The 18,266-nt window shown below is 55.1% G+C and carries 16 protein-coding genes; 6 read left to right on the top strand and 10 right to left on the bottom strand.

Annotated elements, in window-relative coordinates:
- The first annotated feature begins 146 nt into the window (after nt 1-146).
- From ACXAF0_RS06975 to ACXAF0_RS06965, 3 genes are all read left to right on the top strand, one after another.
- Nucleotides 147-1,814 (top strand): GMC family oxidoreductase, encoded by a 1,668-nt coding sequence (locus ACXAF0_RS06975; protein WP_475345162.1) that lies wholly within the window; start codon nt 147-149, stop codon nt 1,812-1,814.
- Nucleotides 1,815-1,865: 51 nt separating this feature from the next.
- The gene (locus tag ACXAF0_RS06970) at nt 1,866-4,376 is read left to right on the top strand and encodes a CoA transferase (protein ID WP_475345161.1); all 2,511 of its coding nucleotides are present in this window, start codon (nt 1,866-1,868) and stop codon (nt 4,374-4,376) included.
- Nucleotides 4,377-4,796: 420 nt separating this feature from the next.
- On the top strand, nt 4,797-5,867 hold the full coding sequence (locus ACXAF0_RS06965; RefSeq protein ID WP_475345160.1) for a cytochrome-c peroxidase: 1,071 nt from the start codon (nt 4,797-4,799) through the stop codon (nt 5,865-5,867).
- 181 nt (nt 5,868-6,048) lie between these two features.
- On the opposite strand, the gene ACXAF0_RS06960 is transcribed toward ACXAF0_RS06965, so the two are convergent.
- A complete protein-coding gene (locus ACXAF0_RS06960; protein WP_475345159.1) occupies nt 6,049-7,629 on the bottom strand; it encodes a DHA2 family efflux MFS transporter permease subunit in 1,581 nt (526 codons plus the stop codon).
- Nucleotides 7,629-8,732 (bottom strand): HlyD family secretion protein, encoded by a 1,104-nt coding sequence (locus tag ACXAF0_RS06955; RefSeq protein ID WP_475345158.1) that lies wholly within the window; start codon nt 8,730-8,732, stop codon nt 7,629-7,631. Before ACXAF0_RS06955 ends, ACXAF0_RS06960 begins: the two co-directional genes overlap by 1 nt.
- Nucleotides 8,733-8,826: 94 nt before the next feature.
- Between ACXAF0_RS06955 and ACXAF0_RS06950 the strand changes: the two genes are divergently transcribed.
- Nucleotides 8,827-9,468: a TetR/AcrR family transcriptional regulator gene (locus tag ACXAF0_RS06950; RefSeq protein WP_475345157.1), complete on the top strand. Its 642-nt coding sequence runs from the start codon at nt 8,827-8,829 to the stop codon at nt 9,466-9,468.
- Between the two features lie 77 nt (nt 9,469-9,545).
- Here the strand turns inward: ACXAF0_RS06950 and ACXAF0_RS06945 are convergent, their stop codons facing one another.
- Nucleotides 9,546-9,716 (bottom strand): hypothetical protein, encoded by a 171-nt coding sequence (locus ACXAF0_RS06945; protein WP_475345156.1) that lies wholly within the window; start codon nt 9,714-9,716, stop codon nt 9,546-9,548.
- Between the two features lie 426 nt (nt 9,717-10,142).
- Between ACXAF0_RS06945 and ACXAF0_RS06940 the strand changes: the two genes are divergently transcribed.
- A complete protein-coding gene (locus ACXAF0_RS06940; protein WP_475345155.1) occupies nt 10,143-11,357 on the top strand; it encodes an NADP-dependent isocitrate dehydrogenase in 1,215 nt (404 codons plus the stop codon).
- Nucleotides 11,358-11,451: 94 nt separating this feature from the next.
- Here ACXAF0_RS06940 and ACXAF0_RS06935 read toward each other — a convergent pair whose 3' ends face one another.
- The 7 genes from ACXAF0_RS06935 to ACXAF0_RS06905 form a co-directional block, all read right to left on the bottom strand.
- Nucleotides 11,452-11,904 (bottom strand): substrate-binding periplasmic protein, encoded by a 453-nt coding sequence (locus ACXAF0_RS06935; protein WP_475345154.1) that lies wholly within the window; start codon nt 11,902-11,904, stop codon nt 11,452-11,454.
- A complete protein-coding gene (locus ACXAF0_RS06930) occupies nt 11,883-12,863 on the bottom strand; it encodes a DDE-type integrase/transposase/recombinase (protein ID WP_475345153.1) in 981 nt (326 codons plus the stop codon). Before ACXAF0_RS06930 ends, ACXAF0_RS06935 begins: the two co-directional genes overlap by 22 nt.
- A gap of 245 nt (nt 12,864-13,108) precedes the next feature.
- The gene (locus ACXAF0_RS06925) at nt 13,109-13,243 is read right to left on the bottom strand and encodes a hypothetical protein (protein WP_475345152.1); all 135 of its coding nucleotides are present in this window, start codon (nt 13,241-13,243) and stop codon (nt 13,109-13,111) included.
- A 164-nt stretch (nt 13,244-13,407) separates the two neighbouring features.
- Entirely contained in the window at nt 13,408-14,271 is an 864-nt protein-coding gene (locus ACXAF0_RS06920) for a pirin family protein (RefSeq protein WP_475345151.1), read from the bottom strand.
- A gap of 179 nt (nt 14,272-14,450) precedes the next feature.
- Nucleotides 14,451-15,053, bottom strand: a complete 603-nt coding sequence (gene wrbA, locus ACXAF0_RS06915; protein WP_475345150.1) for an NAD(P)H:quinone oxidoreductase — start codon at nt 15,051-15,053, stop codon at nt 14,451-14,453.
- 118 nt (nt 15,054-15,171) lie between these two features.
- Nucleotides 15,172-16,242 (bottom strand): glycerophosphodiester phosphodiesterase, encoded by a 1,071-nt coding sequence (glpQ, locus tag ACXAF0_RS06910; protein ID WP_475345149.1) that lies wholly within the window; start codon nt 16,240-16,242, stop codon nt 15,172-15,174.
- Between the two features lie 127 nt (nt 16,243-16,369).
- Nucleotides 16,370-17,557, bottom strand: a complete 1,188-nt coding sequence (locus ACXAF0_RS06905; protein ID WP_475345148.1) for a vWA domain-containing protein — start codon at nt 17,555-17,557, stop codon at nt 16,370-16,372.
- Nucleotides 17,558-17,736: 179 nt separating this feature from the next.
- Between ACXAF0_RS06905 and ACXAF0_RS06900 the strand changes: the two genes are divergently transcribed.
- Nucleotides 17,737-18,258 carry an isoprenylcysteine carboxyl methyltransferase family protein gene (locus ACXAF0_RS06900; RefSeq protein ID WP_475345147.1) on the top strand — a complete coding sequence of 174 codons (522 nt, stop codon included), beginning with the start codon at nt 17,737-17,739 and terminating at the stop codon, nt 18,256-18,258.
- Nucleotides 18,259-18,266: the final 8 nt, after the last annotated feature.

Raw genomic sequence — 18,266 nt, 5'->3', positions numbered from 1 at the left:
CTAGAATCACCGGGAACCGATTGACACCAAACAGGTCAGGCGACAATCAAGACAGCCTTTTCGGACTTTGCGTTTGACGCGCGTTTGACGGCTTCTTCGTGCGGACAGCCCGGCCCATAAAAGCGCCGACCGGGAGGCACATTGTTATGACCGCAACCATTCCAACGTTCGATTACATCGTTATCGGGGCGGGAACAGCCGGCAGTTTGCTGGCAAACCGGCTAAGTGCGGATCCCAAAAACAATGTGCTGCTGCTCGAAGCTGGCAAAGCCGATAACTACCCATGGATCCATATTCCGGTGGGTTATCTCTATTGCATTGGCAATCCGCGCACCGACTGGATGTATGAAACCGAACCCGACAAGGGGCTTAACGGGCGTGTCTTGCGTTATCCGCGTGGCAAGGCGCTGGGCGGCTGTTCATCGATCAATGGCATGATCTATATGCGCGGTCAGGCCCGTGATTACGATAACTGGGCCAAGCTGACCGGTGACGACGCCTGGAACTGGCAGAATGTCCTGACCGATTTCAAACGCCACGAAAACCACTACAAACTTGATGGCGGCGCCACCCCGAAGGCCAGCAATGGCAAGCCGTTTTCGGACATTCACGGAAATGGTGGCGAATGGCGCGTTGAAAAACAGCGCCTGCGCTGGGATGTCTTGGACAGCTTTATCGAGGCCGCGGGTCAAAACGGCATCGAGCCGACCGATGATTTCAATGACGGCGACAATACCGGCATTGGCTATTTTGAAGTCAATCAGCGTTCTGGCTGGCGCTGGAACACTTCGAAGGCCTTCATTCGTCCGATCAAGTCGCGCAGCAACCTGACGGTCTGGACGGAATCCCAGGTCGAAAAACTGACCTTTGGAAAGGATGCTAATGGTCAGAAAATCTGTACCGGGGCGGTCATCAATCGGGCTGGCATCGAGCAAACCGTGACGGCTGCCAAGGAAACACTTCTGTGCGCAGGTGCGGTCAACTCGCCACAGATTTTGCAGATTTCGGGCGTCGGCCCGGCGGACCTTTTAAAACAGCATGGCATTGATGTGGTCGCCGATGTTCCCGGCGTCGGTCAGAACTTGCAGGATCACTTGCAAATCCGTGCGGTGTACAAGGTACAGGGTGCCAAAACGCTTAACACGCTCGCCAACAGTCTGGTCGGCAAGGCAAAGATCGGCCTGGAATATCTTCTGAACCGTTCGGGCCCGATGAGCATGGCACCCAGCCAGCTTGGTGCCTTCACCCGCTCCGATCCCGATCGGCAATATTCAAATCTTGAATATCATGTTCAGCCGCTCAGCCTTGAGGCGTTTGGCGGCGATCTTCATGATTTTCCCGCGGTCACGGTTTCGGTCTGCAACCTGAACCCAACCAGCCGCGGCACCATCCAGATCAAGTCCGGCGATTACCGCACCCCACCGCAAATCGCGCCCAATTACCTTGATACCGACGAAGACCGCAAAGTCGCCGCCGACAGCCTGCGACAGGTTCGTGACATCATGTCAAAACCGGCCATGGCAAAGTATCAGCCCGACGAATTCAAACCCGGCGTGCAATATCAAAGCGATGAAGAACTGGCCAAACTGGCCGGTGACATCGCCACAACGATCTTCCACCCGGTCGGCACGGTCAAGATGGGGCATGCGGATGATCCGTCTGCCGTGCTTGACCCGCATCTTCGCCTCAAAGGGATCGGTGGCCTGCGGGTTGTCGACGCGTCCGTGATGCCCGAAATCACCAGCGGCAACACCAATTCACCGACCCTGATGATTGCCGAAAAGGCCGCTGGCTGGATTTTGTCCGGTCAGTAACCGTTATCTGCAGCTCCCCCTGCCCCACCATACGCAGACTTCGGAGGTTAAATGTATACCCGGTTTTCCCAACTCCCTCTGACAGGGGTCAAGGTTATCGATTTCGGCCAGTATATCGCAGGCCCGGCTGTGGCGATGTTGCTTGGTGATCTTGGTGCGACGGTCGTTCATATCGACCCGCCCGGTGGCCCGATGTGGGACAGTCCGGCAAATGCGACGCTTAATCGCAACAAGGTGATCCTCAATCTGGACCTGAAGTCCGACGAGGGCCGTGAACAGGCGCATGCCCTTTGCGCCGAGGCCGACATCATCATCGAAAACTTCCGCCCCGGAAAATTCGCCAAGCTTGGGTTTGATTTTGCCAAGATGCGCAAGGACCGCCCGGAGCTGATCACCCTGTCTGTCCCGGGATTTGCATCCAACGATGAAGAACGCCGCGAACAGCGCGCATTTGAAAGCATCGTTGCTGCAAGCTCTGGCGTTTTCACCGATATGGGGCTTAACCGTGTACTTATGGGCCTGAACCCGTCATTTTCGCCCTTGCCACTGTCATCGGCCTATGCGGCGCAAATTGCGGCGTCTTCAGTGGTTCTGGCCATGCAATCGCGTCAGATCACCGGATTGGGCGATCAGATCGAAGTGCCGCTGGCCGCCGCCATCATGGAGGGGCTTTGCTATAACTCGATCAAGATATCGGACATTCCCAAACGCTATCTGACCCAGCGCGAACTCGAAATCGAACGCAGGCGTATTGAAGGTCTGCCGATGAATGTCAGCTACGATGAACTGCAGGAACTTCTTGATCCGTTCTTCAGAAGCTACATGTGCAAGGATGGCCGCATGTTCTATGTGGTCTGCCCAAGCCACAAATATCACGCCAAACGTTGTCTTGAAGTACTTGGTCTTTATGACGAACTCGTCGCCGATGGCCTGACATCCGAAGAAGACACCTATAAACCGCAATGCGAATGGACATCCGAAACGTCGCTTGGCGTTTATCCGATGCCAAAAGACTGGGCGGACAAGACTGCTGCGCGCATGAAAGAAGTCTTCATGACCCGGACGTCGCATGAATGGAAAAAGATGTTTGGTCGCGGCGGCATTCCCGGCGCCCCGCAACGCTGGCTTCAGGAATGGATCCACGATGAATATGCCGAAGGATCCGGTTTGATGATCGATACGTGGGATCCTGAATACGGCGAAATGACAACGCCCGGTCCCGTCGTCTGGATGGAGGAAAGCGGCGAAGAGGCCCTTAAGCCCGAACCGCGTCGTTGGGTCGATTTCAACGAAGCACTCAAAATCCTCAAAAAACATCGCACCGAGATTCCCGACCCGGAGGACGCAATTGAGCAGGAAGGCTGGCTTTCAGGGGTCAAGATCCTTGATCTCTGCAATGTCATTGCCGGGCCGCATGCTGCCTGTTATCTGGCTCGCTTCGGGGCCGAGGTTATCAAGCTGGAACCGTCTGTGCCGATGTATGATAGCTGGAATACTGTCATTTATGGCCTGTCACAGATGCGTGGCAAAAAATCGATCCTGGCTGACATCAAGTCCGAACATGGCCGCAAGGTCTTTGAGGATCTGGTGAAATCGGTTGATGTCATCATCTGGAATGCCCCGGATAGCCAGATCAAGCGTGTGGGGTTGGATGCCGAAAACCTGCGCAAGCTCAACCCCAATGCCATCTTCTGCAAACTCGATTGCTTTAGCGGCGTCAATCGCGGCGTGCGGACCGACTATATCGGTTATGACGATCTGGTGCAGGCCGCAACCGGGATCATGCTGCGCTTTGGCGGTGCGATGGACCGCCCCGAAGAACATGCCCACGTTGGCACGATTGATGTCATGTGCGGCTTTGGCGGGGCACTTGCCGTTGCAGCCGCCCTGTATCAGAAATACCGCTTCGGGCGGATCGGGCGTGGCAGAACGTCGCTTACGGCCAATAGCGGTCTTTTGCAGATACCCTTTGCCTATGATTATCGCGGGCGCGGGTTGTTTGATGAACCATCCGGCCCTGAAATGAACGGCAATGATGACCTGAACCGCTTCTATAGCACCGCATCGGGCATCTATGTGCTGCTCAGCGCCTATGAAGACGATGTTCCAAGATTTCGTGCAGTCGAAGGGCTTGAAGACTTGCCAGATGTACCGGTCGAAGAACGCGCGGTCTATCTTGCCACCGCCTTTCAGACCATGCCCGCCGCCGAATGGATCGAACGCCTGCATGCGGCCGATATCGGCGCTGCCATCTGCGACAATATTGATGCCTTGCGCGCTGAAAACACCCGTGAGACCGATGGCACACCGGGAACGGACAGGGGCAGCTATTCCTTCTCGGTCTATCCCGACCACCCCAGCGGCCATGAAGTCATTCAGCTTGACCCGTATGCAGTCCGGACAACCCGTTCAAAGGTTATTGCCCTGGCCCCGTCGGAGAAATTTGGCGCCTCAACACGCGATATCCTTAAGGATCTTGGCTATGCCGATCAGGCGATTGAAGCAATGCTGAAATCCGGGGATCTCAGTGAATCCTGGAGTGCAGAATACATTCCGAGCTGACCGGTCTTTCGGCGCGTCTGGCCAGTGGCCAATCGCCAACCAACAGGGGTGTGTTCTCGATCTCTTTCCTTCAGGGCATCATTGCACCAGAGTGGTCTGTGCAACTGACCCCTGCAGGATGTATCTCCGTGACACCACACGCGGAGGGCCATGCGATCTCCCCCCGTTCGCAGTGTGGCTGCAACATCTTGCGCCTTTCGGCATCATCCCCCGAAAGGCATCAACGCCCGGGCCTCCCACCCGGGCGTTTTCTTTTGGCTCCGGTGTCTTATTAACACCGTATATTGCGAATCTTCATTATTGAAATTAAAACTACTCTATTGATTTGCAATACTATTTTATTAATGGGTTGATGAAAGTAAGGGTTTCACAGCCCCGTTTTTGGTCTAGTAGCCGGACCACCAAAATGGGAGAGACAAAATGAAATCCCGTCGTTTACTTACCAAAGCCCTTCTGTCCACCGTTGCGGCATGTGCCCTTGGCGGTGCGGCAATCGCGGCAGAACCAGCCGAACTTCGTGAGAGCGCGCTGGACTATTTTGAAGTCATTCCGTCGATGGTTCCCGCCATCGAAGGCAATGCCGTCACCCGTGAAAAGGTTGAGCTGGGCAAGATGCTGTTCTTCGAACCGCGTCTGTCTTCCAGTGCGATCATTTCATGCAACACGTGCCACAACCTTGGTATGGGTGGGGATGACAACCTGGAAACCTCCATCGGGCATGGCTGGCAGAAAGGCCCGCGTAACGCTCCGACGGTTCTGAACGCTGTCTTCAACGAAGCCCAGTTCTGGGATGGCCGCGCCGAAGATCTCAAGGCGCAGGCCAAAGGCCCGGTTCAGGCCGGCGTTGAAATGGCCAGCACGCCTGAGCGTGTAGTGACGGTTCTGAAATCCATTCCGGAGTATGTCGAACATTTCAAAACGGCATTCCCGGGCGAAGACGATCCGGTCACCTTTGACAATATGGCACGGGCCATCGAGGCCTTCGAGGCAACCCTGATCACCCCGGCATCCCGGTTTGACCAGTTCCTTGAAGGCAACGACACCATCATGACCGAAACCGAGATGACCGGTCTTGAACTGTTCATCGATACCGGCTGCGCATCCTGCCACAACGGCGTGAACGTTGGCGGTACCGGTTACTATCCGTTCGGTGTTGTCGAACAGCCGGGCTCCGAAGTCCTGCCGCCAGATGACAAGGGCCGCTTTGCTGTCACCCAGACGGCAACGGATGACTATGTCTTCCGCGCAGGTCCGCTGCGTAACATCGCACTCACCGCACCGTATTTCCATTCCGGCAAAGTCTGGAATCTGGAACAGGCGGTCGCGATCATGAGCAGCTCCCAGCTGGGTGCCGAACTGTCGGATGACGAAGTCAAGGCAATCACCGCCTTCCTTCAGACCCTGACAGGTCAGGAACCGCAGGTCACCTATCCGATCCTGCCGGTCAGTTCCGCGGATACGCCAAAACCCGAAGCCATGATTGCCAACTGATCATAGCAAAGCGGAACCTGCGAAACCCCGCCAGACAAAGATGGCGGGGTTTTTCTTTTGGCAATAGACCACAAAGAAAAACCGGCCCCTGCAGAGCAGGGACCGGTAGGGTCGCACGCAAGCATAAGCTTGCCGGGGTCGGGGAAACTATGTGCGACCAACTCAAAAAATCCAAATTCGCCTAGTGACCGCCTCCGCCGCCTGCCGTGGCACGGGGCGGTTTGGCAAAGGGCAGCAACAGAAACGCAATCAGGAAGGCTGCCGCCATCGCCAGATACACGTCATTAAATGAAATGATGGATGCCTCCCGATTGACGATACCCACAATGAATTTCATCGCCGCCGCATGCGGGTCAGGCAGGCCCATCTCGCTATAGCGCGCCGTGATGGTCGCCAGATAATCCTTGAACGCCGTGCTGGCCGGGTTGATGTGATCAGACAGGATCGAGAAGTGATAATCGATCCGCTTGTCCAGCAGCGTGTTGATCGCAGCCATGCCAATCGCCCCACCCAGATTACGCATCAGGTTATAAAGCCCGCTGGCGTTTTTGATCTTTTCGGGTGGCAATGTGCCAAGCGCCAGGTTGGTCACCGGCAACATACAGAACATCAAAGCCGCCCCACGCACGACCTGCGGCCAAATCAGCTCGTTAAAGGACACCTCGCTGGTATTGAAACCATGCATGGCAAGGCCGGCAGCAAACAGCGCAAGCCCGATGCCCAGCACCACACGCGGCGGATATTTCGCGGTCATCTTCCCGGCAATCGGTGCCGACAGGAACTGGGTAATCCCGGTCACGGCCATGATCACGCCGATCTCAAGACTGTCATAGCCCCGCACACGTCCGAGCATCAGCGGCATGACATAGACACTACCATACAGCCCGACACCAAGCGTAAAGCTGAACACGCAGCCCATGGTGAAGTTGCGATCGGCAAAGGATTTCAGATCCACAATCGGCTTGTCATAGGTAAACATCCGCCAGAAGAAATAGATCCCGGCAAGGACGCAGGTAATTGTGCCATAGATGATGGCGGTTTCATCAAACCAGTCATCCTTGGGCCCTTCATCCAGGACATATTCCAGACTGCCGAGAAACACCGCCATCGATAAAAGCCCGCGCAGATCAAACCCCTTGAGCAAGCCGATATCACCACGGTCCACGCGCAATGTCATGGCGACCACGGCCGCAATCATCAGGCCGGGAATGACATTGATCAGAAACAGCCAGTGCCACGAAAGCGACTGGGTCAAAAACCCGCCAAGGGTCGGACCAATGGTCGGGGCCATGGTGGCAATCAGACCCGTCATGACCGAGGCGGCATTACGCTTTTCCGGCGGGAAAATGCTATAGGTCGTGGCAAACACGGTCGGGATCATCGCCCCGCCCAGAAAACCCTGCAGCGCGCGGAACCAGATCATGCTTTCGATCGACCAGGCAAAGGCCGATGCCACCGACATCACCGTAAAGCCAAGGGCGGAAATCACGAACAACCAGCGCGTTGACATCAGCCGCGACAAAAAGCCCGAAAGCGGGATCATCACCACTTCGGCAATCAGATAGCTCGTCTGGACCCAGCCGATTTCATCGGGGCTTGCCGACAGGCCCGCCTGAATGTTTTCAAGCGAACTGGCGACGATCTGAATATCAAGGATCGCCAGAAACATGCCGACAACCATCGCGACCCAGCCGACAAACTGGGCGGTTTCCATCGGACGTGTTTCAGATTGGCCGGTCGCTGCCGGGCTGGCGGTTGCCATCAGTTAAGCTCCGAAAGTTCCGCCGTCGGAACCACACCCTGCGCAAGACCAACGCCGGCGGTTTCTTCCTCGCCATTGGCATTACGGGTATCGACATTGACCACCACCGACAGGCCCGGTCGCAATGCCTTGGCCCATTTGCTGTCATCAAGCTCGATCCGAACCGGGACACGCTGGGTGATTTTGGTGAAGTTCCCGGTGGCATTTTCCGGCGGCAACAGGCTGAACAGCGCCCCTGTGGCCGGTGCAAAGCTTGCGATATGGCCGATGATTTCGGCATCGGGGAAGGCATCGACCTCAACCGCGACCTTCTGGCCCGGTGCCATGTGGCTGATCTGGGTTTCCTTGAAATTGGCAACGATATAGGTGCCGGGCAACGGCACCAGCACCAGAAGCTGCTCGCCCGGCTGAACCAAGGCCCCGGTCTGGACCGACCGGTTGCCAACCACGCCATCAAACGGCGCGTAAATGCGGGTGTCATCAAGCGCCTGCTGGGCAAGATCGCGTGCGGCTTCGGCCTGTCTTACGGCGCGCTCCGCCTCTATTTTCTGGGCCTGCAACACCCCAAGGCGACCTTTCTCAACCGCCAAAGTAGCATTGGCCGCAGCCACCTGTGCCTGTGCGCTTTCGCGATCTGCCTTGGCGTAATCAAATCTCTGACGGCTGGCCGCACCCTTTTTGACCAGATCGTCATACCGATTGAAGTCATCGCTGGTGCGTTCCAGTTCGACCCGCGCAATATCGACATTGGCAGCCGCCTGTTGGATCGCAGCATCCTGAAGGGCAATTTGTTCTTCCATGGTGCGAACCGCAGACCGGCGCGCCTCAAGGGCGGCATTGGCCTCAGCCAGTTCAAGGCGGAAATCCGCATCCTTGATGGTCAAAAGCAAATCACCCTTGCGCACCGGCTGGTTTTCCGCCACCCGCAAATCCCCGACATAGCCTGATACCTTGGGCGATACGGCAACCTCATCGGCCTGCAGATAGGCGTTATCGGTACTTTCATGGTACTGACCTTCGGTCATCCAGTAGTACCCGTAATATCCACCGCCACCGATAATCGCCGCTGCGATCAGGGGCAGGATGATCTTCTTCACACTCATTGCCTGATTTTTCCTTTTGGTATTGATCAGTACCATTTCGGAATTTATGGTACTAACCAGTACCAAACGTCAAGTCCGGAATCGGAAAACCCCTGTGCCAGACAGCAAAAAGATTGATCCCAGAACCCTGAAACGTCGCGAAGCCATGATCGAAGCGGCGCGCGAATTGTTTTGCGAACATGGGCTTGCGGGTACGACACTGGAAATGATCACGGCCGAGGCCGGCGGATCACGCCGCACGATTTACGAACTGTTTGGCAACAAGGATGGGGTGTTTGAGGCCGTCATTCGCGATTGCACGGGCCGAGTCACATCGATGCTGGCCGATCTCGATCTGGCGCAAAAGCCCCTGCGCGATGCGTTGATCGAGTTTGGCGAAACGCTGATGACGATGCTGACGACGTCCGAAACCATCCGCTATTTGCGTCTGTATCTTTCGGAAGTGCCGCGTTTCCCGCATCTGGGGAAAGTCTTTTATGAAAGTGGCCTGATGACCGGGCGGCGGATCATTACCGACTATTTCGAAAACCAGATGGCGTTGGGAAATTTCCCCAAGGGCAATGCCGCCCAGGCAGCGGTATTTTTCACAAGCCTGCTTAAGGCCGATTACGATTTTCGTCAGATGACCTATGTTGGCTGGGAACCGCAGGCCAATGACCTGCATGAACATGTTATTGCGGCTGTCGATATGTTTTTACGGGGTTACGGGTTTGATCCCGCAACGATGACGTCCTGATGTTCCTGTAAATCGCGGGCAAATATCGGCACAAAACATGGTCCCCCGACCCCGTTTCCGTGCCACTGCCAGACCCATTAATCAAACAGGGTCAGCAACCGCCAGGCAATCGGACCAAGCATGGTCAGAATGCCGATCCACATCATCACCACGCCCCAGTTGCGATCACGATTGGTAAAGCCAAACCCAAGCAGGCAAAAACCAATCACACAGATCACCAGAACAGCGATGTTTTCAGTCGTCGTCATGTCCATGACAGTTCCCCTTTGATGGAGTTCCGGTGACCGGAGTCTCCCCCTGCGCACCGGCAATAGCATCACGTTATCGGTTAACTGACCATCCGGTCATTGATCCGGATCAGAAAAATCAACCCCGTAAAGCCAGTAGGACGTTCTTTCGAACTTTTCGTCGAATTTGTCTAAACGATCAGGATTATTGATCTTTTTGGCAACAAAAATCGCCCGAACAGGGGATGGGAAGGCGCGGATTTCCGGGTTTCGTGCCCCTCATCACATTGTTGTATCCCAGCCCTCTTTGATTTTTGGGTGGCTTACTGTATGTTGCGCACTCCCGACGCGGCCAGGGCGCTCCCTCGCGCGCCGGAAGACAGAGATTTAACCATCTTGAATGGCAGCCGCGCTGTATATCGGCCGCGGCCAGCAAGGGAGTATTCTATGAGCAAGATTCAAGTTAAGAATCCGATCGTCGAACTTGACGGCGATGAGATGACCCGGATCATCTGGGACTTCATCAAAAACAAACTGATTCTGCCGTATCTCGACGTTGACCTGAAATACTACGATCTTTCGGTCCAGAAACGTGACGAGACCGACGACCAGATCACCATTGATGCGGCAAACGCCATCAAGGAACACCGCGTTGGTGTCAAATGCGCAACCATCACCCCGGATGAGCAGCGCGTTGAAGAATTTGATCTGAAAAAGATGTGGAAGTCGCCGAACGGCACCATCCGTAACATCATTGGCGGTACCGTTTTCCGTCAGCCGATCATCTGCTCGAACGTTCCGCGTCTGGTTCCGGGTTGGACCCAGCCGATCGTTATCGGCCGTCACGCATTCGGTGACCAGTACCGCGCGACTGACTTCAAGGTTCCGGGCGCAGGTAAACTGACCATCAAGTTCCAGCCGGCAGACGGTGGCGAAGCCATCGAACACGAAGTCTTCGACTTCCCGTCCTCGGGCGTTGCGATGTCGATGTACAACCTTGATGACTCCATCAAGGGCTTCGCACGGGCTTGCATGAACTATGGTCTGTCGCTCGGTTGGCCGGTCTACCTGTCGACCAAGAACACCATCATGAAAGCCTATGACGGCCGCTTCAAAGACTTGTTCGAAGAAGTCTTCCAGGAAGAATTCAAAGACAAGTTCGAAGCAGCTGGCATCACCTACGAACACCGCCTGATCGATGACATGGTTGCATGTGCGATGAAATGGAACGGTGGTTTCGTTTGGGCTTGTAAGAACTATGACGGCGACGTTCAGTCCGACACCGTTGCGCAAGGCTTCGGCTCGCTTGGTCTGATGACCTCTGTTCTGATGACCCCGGATGGGCAGACCGTCGAAGCAGAAGCAGCCCACGGCACCGTGACCCGTCACTATCGTCAGCACCAGCAGGGCAAAGAAACCTCGACCAACCCGATTGCGTCGATCTTTGCCTGGTCGCAGGGTCTTAAATACCGTGGTGAATTCGATGGTACCCCGGAAGTCGTCAAGTTTGCTGAAACCCTTGAAAAAGTCTGCGTCGACACCGTCGAAGCCGGCTTCATGACCAAGGATCTGGCACTGCTGATCGGCCCGAACCAGAAATGGCTGACCACCAACCAGTTCCTCGACAAACTGGACGAAGGTCTGAAAGCTGCAATGGCCTGATCAATCTGATCACGCGGCAGTTTGCCAACAAAGAAACCCCTGCGGGGAAACTGGCAGGGGTTTTCTTACTTTACGGGGATGTCGGGCAAATCTTTCAGTATTCAACTTGTGCAAGAATTTCGGCCAGAGCCCCATCTTGTCGCATCAGAGCAAGGCCATTATTGAACTCTGCCAGAATTTCCTTGGCTTGAGGGTGGTTTTTGCCAACGATGAAGTGAAGTGGCATATCCGACAGCCCCTCCTCAACATGATCGAAATCCTCGACAGGAAGCTCTGCCGCGGCAATAGAGGCCAGCGCTTCCGGAATGGGGGAGACGACACTGTCCACACGCCCGGCCGCCAGCAGCTTGAAGCAGGTTTTCATATCCGGTGCCGAAAGACGGATGGCCTGCCCGGTTGAGAACATGCGCCCGGTATTACCAAGCTCGGCATACCCCAGCGGCAAACACAAGGTCTTGCCGACAAGATCAAGGTTATCCTCGAACCATTCATATTTCTTGGCGTACCAGCCATAGGCCGTCAGGTTCATGATCGGATCGGAAAACAAGACCGATTTCCCGCGTGCATGTTGTGTCCCGAGAGATTGGCAAGTGCCTCAAGAGGTGCCTTGTACCCAAGGGATCGCAATCTTGTTCTGTTATAATTGTCGATGAAGGTTTTTATAAAGTCGTTGCGCTCGGCGTGAGTTTCGAAACGATTTCGTCCTGCATTTTTTCCGTTTGCAGGAGCGTTTGAGAGGGCTTCGCCGAGGCGACGGTTGAAGCGCTCGACTTTGCCATTTGTTTGTGGTCGATAGGGCCGCGTCAGCTTGTGCTTGATGCCGTGTGCGGCACAGACTTTGTCGAAAGCATGCTGCCCGGTTCCTTTGGTGCGGGTTGTCCAGTAGGCACCACCAAACCTGTCGGTGAATTCCGAACCGTTATCGGTCAATACGGTGTGAACAGGATAGCTAAAGGCTTCCAGAAAATGCTCGAAGCAGACAGCAATGGTTTCAGCATTTCGTTTCTGAACGATCTCTACATGAACAAAACTTGTCACCCTCTCGATGGCAACAAAAACGTAGGCTGTTTTTCCGCCGATCCGGGTGAGATGCTTGAGGTCGACATGAACATAGCCGAATGCCACAGGCTCGAAAATCTGAGAAGCCTGTTTAGGGACAGCAGGCTTGCCAGAGATACCATGGCGCTTAAGGCAGCGATGCAGAGACGAACGTGAGATATCGGCCCGCACACAGCGACGCATGACCTCCAGAATATCGTCGATGGAGAGGCCTATCAGGGACCGTAATTCAACAGCGATTTCTTCCTCGCAGGCGGTGAAGTGTGTCTGGATGCGCTTTGGCCGATGCGAGAGGTCATGAACATCGGCACGTCCTTTCCATCGCCGGACGGTGGTCTCGCTTACGCCAAGTTCCAGGGCCAGCTCAGCAATGGAAGCACTGCTTGCTTGAATATAGGCTCGTGTCCGCGGTGTTGTGGTGGCATTAGCATGCAGCTTTAAGTCCATGATACAGCCCGCTCCTTGAGATAAGTCATACCTCTCACTACGCCATCACCATACAACCAATCATCCGAAATAAAACACGTGCACGGGTAAAGGCATAGGGGAAAGATCCCGCGACCTGCCCCTCGGACGTCATCTCAAACCCCTTGGGCCAGGAACGCCAGATGACCTCGACATTCTCATATCCCGCCATCTCAAAGCTTTGGCGCACGACTTGCGTGATAATGCCGCCGCCCTCAAATGCGCGATCAGAGAATGGCGGGAAAGAGTCCCCCTGTCACAAGGCGAATGTCGCGGTTCTCGGTCGCATGAACAGCAAACGACACAACCATCACCAGCAAAACCGGCATCCGGGTCACAAAACGCTGCAGGGCATTCATCATTCTGGCGGCCACCTCCCTATTCATACACTGGTATAGTGCAGATAGGAGTTTGTCACCGTCATTGCGACCTTGTCATTGAGACATGACAACATCCCCCGAACACAAAAACGCCCCGACCGGCAAAAATCGGGGCGTCTTGGACGATTGAGAAATTGTTTTATCGATCAGGATGCGGCCTTGTGGACAAATGTGCCGCGCTGGAAATCGTCAAAGGCCTGCATCAGTTCCTGCTTGCTGCTCATCACGAACGGGCCATAGCGCACAACCTGCTCGTGGATCGGACGTGCCGCAATCACCAGCATCCGACCACCCTCAGCACCGCCTTTCAGCGTGACACCATCACCGTCCTTCAGGATCGCCAGATGATGGGTCGGAACATCCGTCCCGGCAACAACCGCATCACCGACAAAGACATAAACCACGGCTGTGTGCCCCTCGGGCAGCGGAACCGTTACTTCGGCCCCGGCATCAAGTTTGGCATCGACAAAAACCGGGTCGGTGGAAATGCCGTTGATCGGGCCGGTTGCTCCATGCATTGACCCCGCCAGCAGACGCAGTTTGGCACCATCGACCGGGGAAACTTCCGGCAGTTCATCGGGCTCCATATTCTGGTAGCGCGGATCGATCATTTTGTCCTTGGCCGGCAGATTGATCCAAAGCTGGAAACCCTGCAAAAGACCGTTTTCCTGTTCCGGGGTCTCTGAATGCACGATCCCGCTTCCGGCCGTCATCCATTGACCGCCCCCCGAACGCAAGACACCCTCATTGCCCATGCTGTCCTTGTGGCGCATGGCACCTTCGACCATATAGGTCACGGTTTCAAACCCGCGATGGGGATGTTCGGGGAAGCCTGCGATATATTCATCCGGGTTATCGGTCGAAAGCGAGTCCAGCATCAGGAACGGATCAAGCATATCAAGCTGCGGCGTTCCGATGGACCGGCGCAGCGATACGCCCGCACCATCAGACGTATCCATCGCGCGCAAGATCCGCTCAACACCCCGTGCGTTACCAACGGTCTCAGACATTTCAAAATCTCCTGTGCCTGTCGGCTATTCTGCCGGACAAATTTTCATGACAGGCATGGTCGCACAAAACTGTCGCCAACCAAGGCCCAATCAGGCACCTGATTGTTTATCAAATGGCAACAAAAAAAGCAGCGCAGGAAACCTGCGCTGCCTTGATATATCTTGAGGATCGCTTGACCTTAGCTGGCAAGCTTGGCAGCAAGTTCAGCAACATGCTTGCCCTGGAACTTGGCGATGGCCAGTTCGTTAGCAGACGGCTGACGGGAACCGTCGCCACCGGCAAGGGTGGTCGCACCATAAGGCGTACCGCCGGTGATTTCGTCCATGTTGCTCAGTTCCGGGCAGCTATAGGGGACACCGGCAATCACCATGCCATGATGCATCAGGGTGATGTGGGTCGAGGTGATGGTGGTTTCCTGACCGCCATGCTGGGTCGCGGTGGATGCGAAAACAGAACCGACCTTGCCGATCAGTTTGCCTTCGGCCCACAGACCGCCGGTCTGATCGAGGAAGTTACGCATCTGGGACGCCATGTTACCAAAGCGGGTCGGCACACCAAAGATGATCGCATCATAATCGGCCAGTTCTGCCGGGGTTGCTTCCGGGGCGGCCTGATCAAGCTTGGCACCAGCGGACTTTGCAACGTCTTCGGGCATGATTTCCGGAACGCGTTTTACGTCAACATGCGTGCCAGCAACGCCGCGTGCGCCTTCTGCCACCGCGTTTGCCATCGTTTCGATATGTCCATACATCGAATAGTAAAGAACCAGTACTTTTGCCACGTTGGCCTCCTTGGTGAATCAATTTCCGCCACATGATGGCGTCAGATTGTCCGTCTGAAAACGGCCAGCTTGGAAACAAACTGTTCGTGATCAGGACGAAACGCGATTATCAAAAAGATCAGGCATCCGGATTACGCGCGAGATACTGCACAACCTGATCGGGGAAGTCGGTAAAGATGCCATCGATCCCGGCATCATCGAAAATCGCCTTGAGCGCGATCTGCATATCGCCCGCCCATTTCGGCAATTGATCCGCCCGCAGGGTATAAGGATGGACTTTCAATTGCGCGCGCTGGGCGGCAATCAGCGTTGGCGTCATGATCGCCGTGCCATTCTCGCTCAGCCCTTCGATCACTTGCGGCAACCACGGGCCGATACCATCGACGACACGCGCCATTTCGACCACGCCTTCATCGGATTTCAAATAGTCATAATCCGTGCCTTCCGGCGGGCCCCAACGGTTTTCACCGAGAAGCTGTACCAGCTTGCCCTGATAATTGAGCTCTTTGCGGATCCGTTTGGTTTCCGTCCAGTCAAAGCACTGCACAAAGGCATTTGAGTCCGGGTTGTTATAGCCCCACTGCTCCATCACCGTGATGACGGTTTTCGCGATATCCTGTCCTTCTTCGTGGTGGAAGGCCGGATCCTTGATTTCCGGATAAATCCCGACATCCCGTCCGGTGGAATGGTTCAGGCCCTGAATGAGTTTGATTTCTTCTTCCAGCGTCGGGATTTTGAACATCCCGAAGTCCCCCGGGAAACGATCAGCATAAACCTGCTTGCCGGTATCGGCCTTGAACCGTTCGGTCACGTTCAGCGTTTTGAGCTCCGCCAACGTGAAATCAATCGCGTAATAACGCCCGTCTTCACGTTTGCGATCCGGGAATTTTTGGGCAACGTCGGTGGTGGTATCAATATGGATGTCATGCAGGATCACCGGCACGCCGTCCTTGGACAGAATCACATCCTGTTCGATGTAATCCGCTCCCATGCCATAGGCCAATGCCTTGGCCGCAAGAGTATGTTCCGGCAGATAACCAGATGCCCCGCGATGGGCAATCACCACCATTTCCTGATCAAGCGCCTGCGCATTGGCAGAGTGCATAGAACCAGTCACCGGCATCAAACTCACGGCGGCAAACCCGCCAAATGCCAGCAGCGTGGACTTGATCAATTTGCTTATCTGCATCCCGGGTATCCTTATCCAGTGTCCTTTTGAGCAAAGGACTATAGGCGCGGATTGCCAGCACAGAAACGCGTCACCACGTCTTGCACGCAATCTTCATCAAACTGTTACGTAGGAAATGAACGCCCGCCTACCGGTTAAGTTCCCCGGTCATGCGATCCAGTCCTTCAAGGGTCAGCGGGAACATGCGTCCTTCCATCAGCTTGTGCATGATCTGGATGGATTGATGATGCCGCCACCAGTTTTCCGGTTGCGGATTGATCCAGGCGGCATGTTCGAAATGCTCGAGCAAGCGCTGCATCCACACCGCACCTGCTTCGGCATTCCAGTATTCCACAGCACCCCCGGGATAGGTGATTTCATAGGGGCTCATGGTGGCGTCGCCAACAATCACCAGTTTGTAGTCCGCGCCATAGGTGTTGATCACATCCCATGTCGAAACCTGTTCGTTCCAGCGGCGCGCATTATCCTTCCACAGTCCTTCATAGGGGCAGTTGTGGAAGTAGTAATATTCAAGATGCTTGAATTCGGTTTTGACCGCTGAAAACAGTTCTTCGCAGACCTTGATGTGATCATCCATTGATCCACCAATATCAAACAGCATCAAAACCTTGACCGCGTTATGGCGTTCCGGACGCATTTGCACATCAAGCCATCCCTGACGCGCAGTGGATGTAATGGTGCCAGGCAGATCAAGCTCGTCCGCCGCCCCGGTTCGCGCCCATTTGCGCAAACGGCGCAGGGCCACCTTGATGTTGCGTGTACCGATTTCAACACTGTCATCAAGGTTCTTGAATTCCCGCTTGTCCCAGACTTTGACCGCCCGGCGATGACGGGATTTATCCTGTCCGATGCGCACCCCTTCGGGGTTATAGCCATAGGCGCCGAACGGTGACGTCCCGGCCGTTCCGATCCATTTGTTGCCGCCCTGATGGCGGCCCTTTTGTTCTTCAAGACGCTGTTTAAGCGTCTCCATCAGTTTTTCCCAACCGCCGAGGGCTTCGATTTCGGCCTTTTCCGCGTCGCTCAGGAATTTCTCGGCAAGCTTTTTAAGCCATTCCTCGGGGATTTCGGTCTTTTCGACCTCGTCCATGCCCTCAGCCAGGTCAATGACGCCCTTGAAATGCTCGGAAAATACGCGATCAAATTTGTCGAGATGGCGTTCGTCCTTCACCAGGGCCGACCGGGCCAGATAATAGAAATCCTCGACCGAATAGCCTGCCAGCCCCTTTTCAACGGCCTCAAGCAAGGTCAAATATTCGCGCAGACTGACCGGCACGCGCGCATCTTTCAGCTTATAGAAAAAGCCAATAAACATCAGAACCTTCCCGTTCCAAGTGCGCGCCCCGAAGCCACAGACAAAACCTTTACGGTATTTGACGGATTTCCATACAACCGCATAGTGGACAAAGACGCATCCTTCGGGCAGGTTGCGCGCGCAATTGCCGGGCGATCCTGCCCCGGCGTAACAACAATAAATTCGCGAGCAGATTTTTGATGACTGATTTTCTCTATGGCTTTGTGATCATCGCCATCGTCACCCGCTTTGTGACGCTTGGCATTTCCAAACGCAATGAAGCGCGCCTGCGGGCAGCCGGTGCGACCGAACATGACACCGGAACAACCCGACTTCTGACCATTGCCCATATCGGCTTTTACATTGCCTGCTGCGTCGAAGGTTTCTATCGCGCGGCCCCTGTTGATACCGTGACCTATGTCGGGATCGGTTTGTGGGGTGTGTCGATTGTCATGCTTGCCGGCGTGATTGCGACTTTGCGTGATCTGTGGACGATCAAACTGATCATCGCGCCCCATCACGAAATCCGAACCAGCATCCTTTATAAAATCTGCAAGCATCCCAATTACTTCCTGAACATCGCCCCTGAATTGCTGGGCTTTGGTCTTGCCCTTCAGGCGTGGGGTACATTGATCGTCGGCTTGCCGATCTATGCCGCCATCCTCTGGCGCCGCATCCGGGCTGAGGAAACCGCCATGAAGGCCACCTTCCCCGCCTATTGACGTCCGAA

It is taken from the genome of Thalassospira sp. ABD4_177, from assembly GCF_056160125.1.
This window is presented reverse-complemented; position numbering and strand designations above follow the sequence as displayed.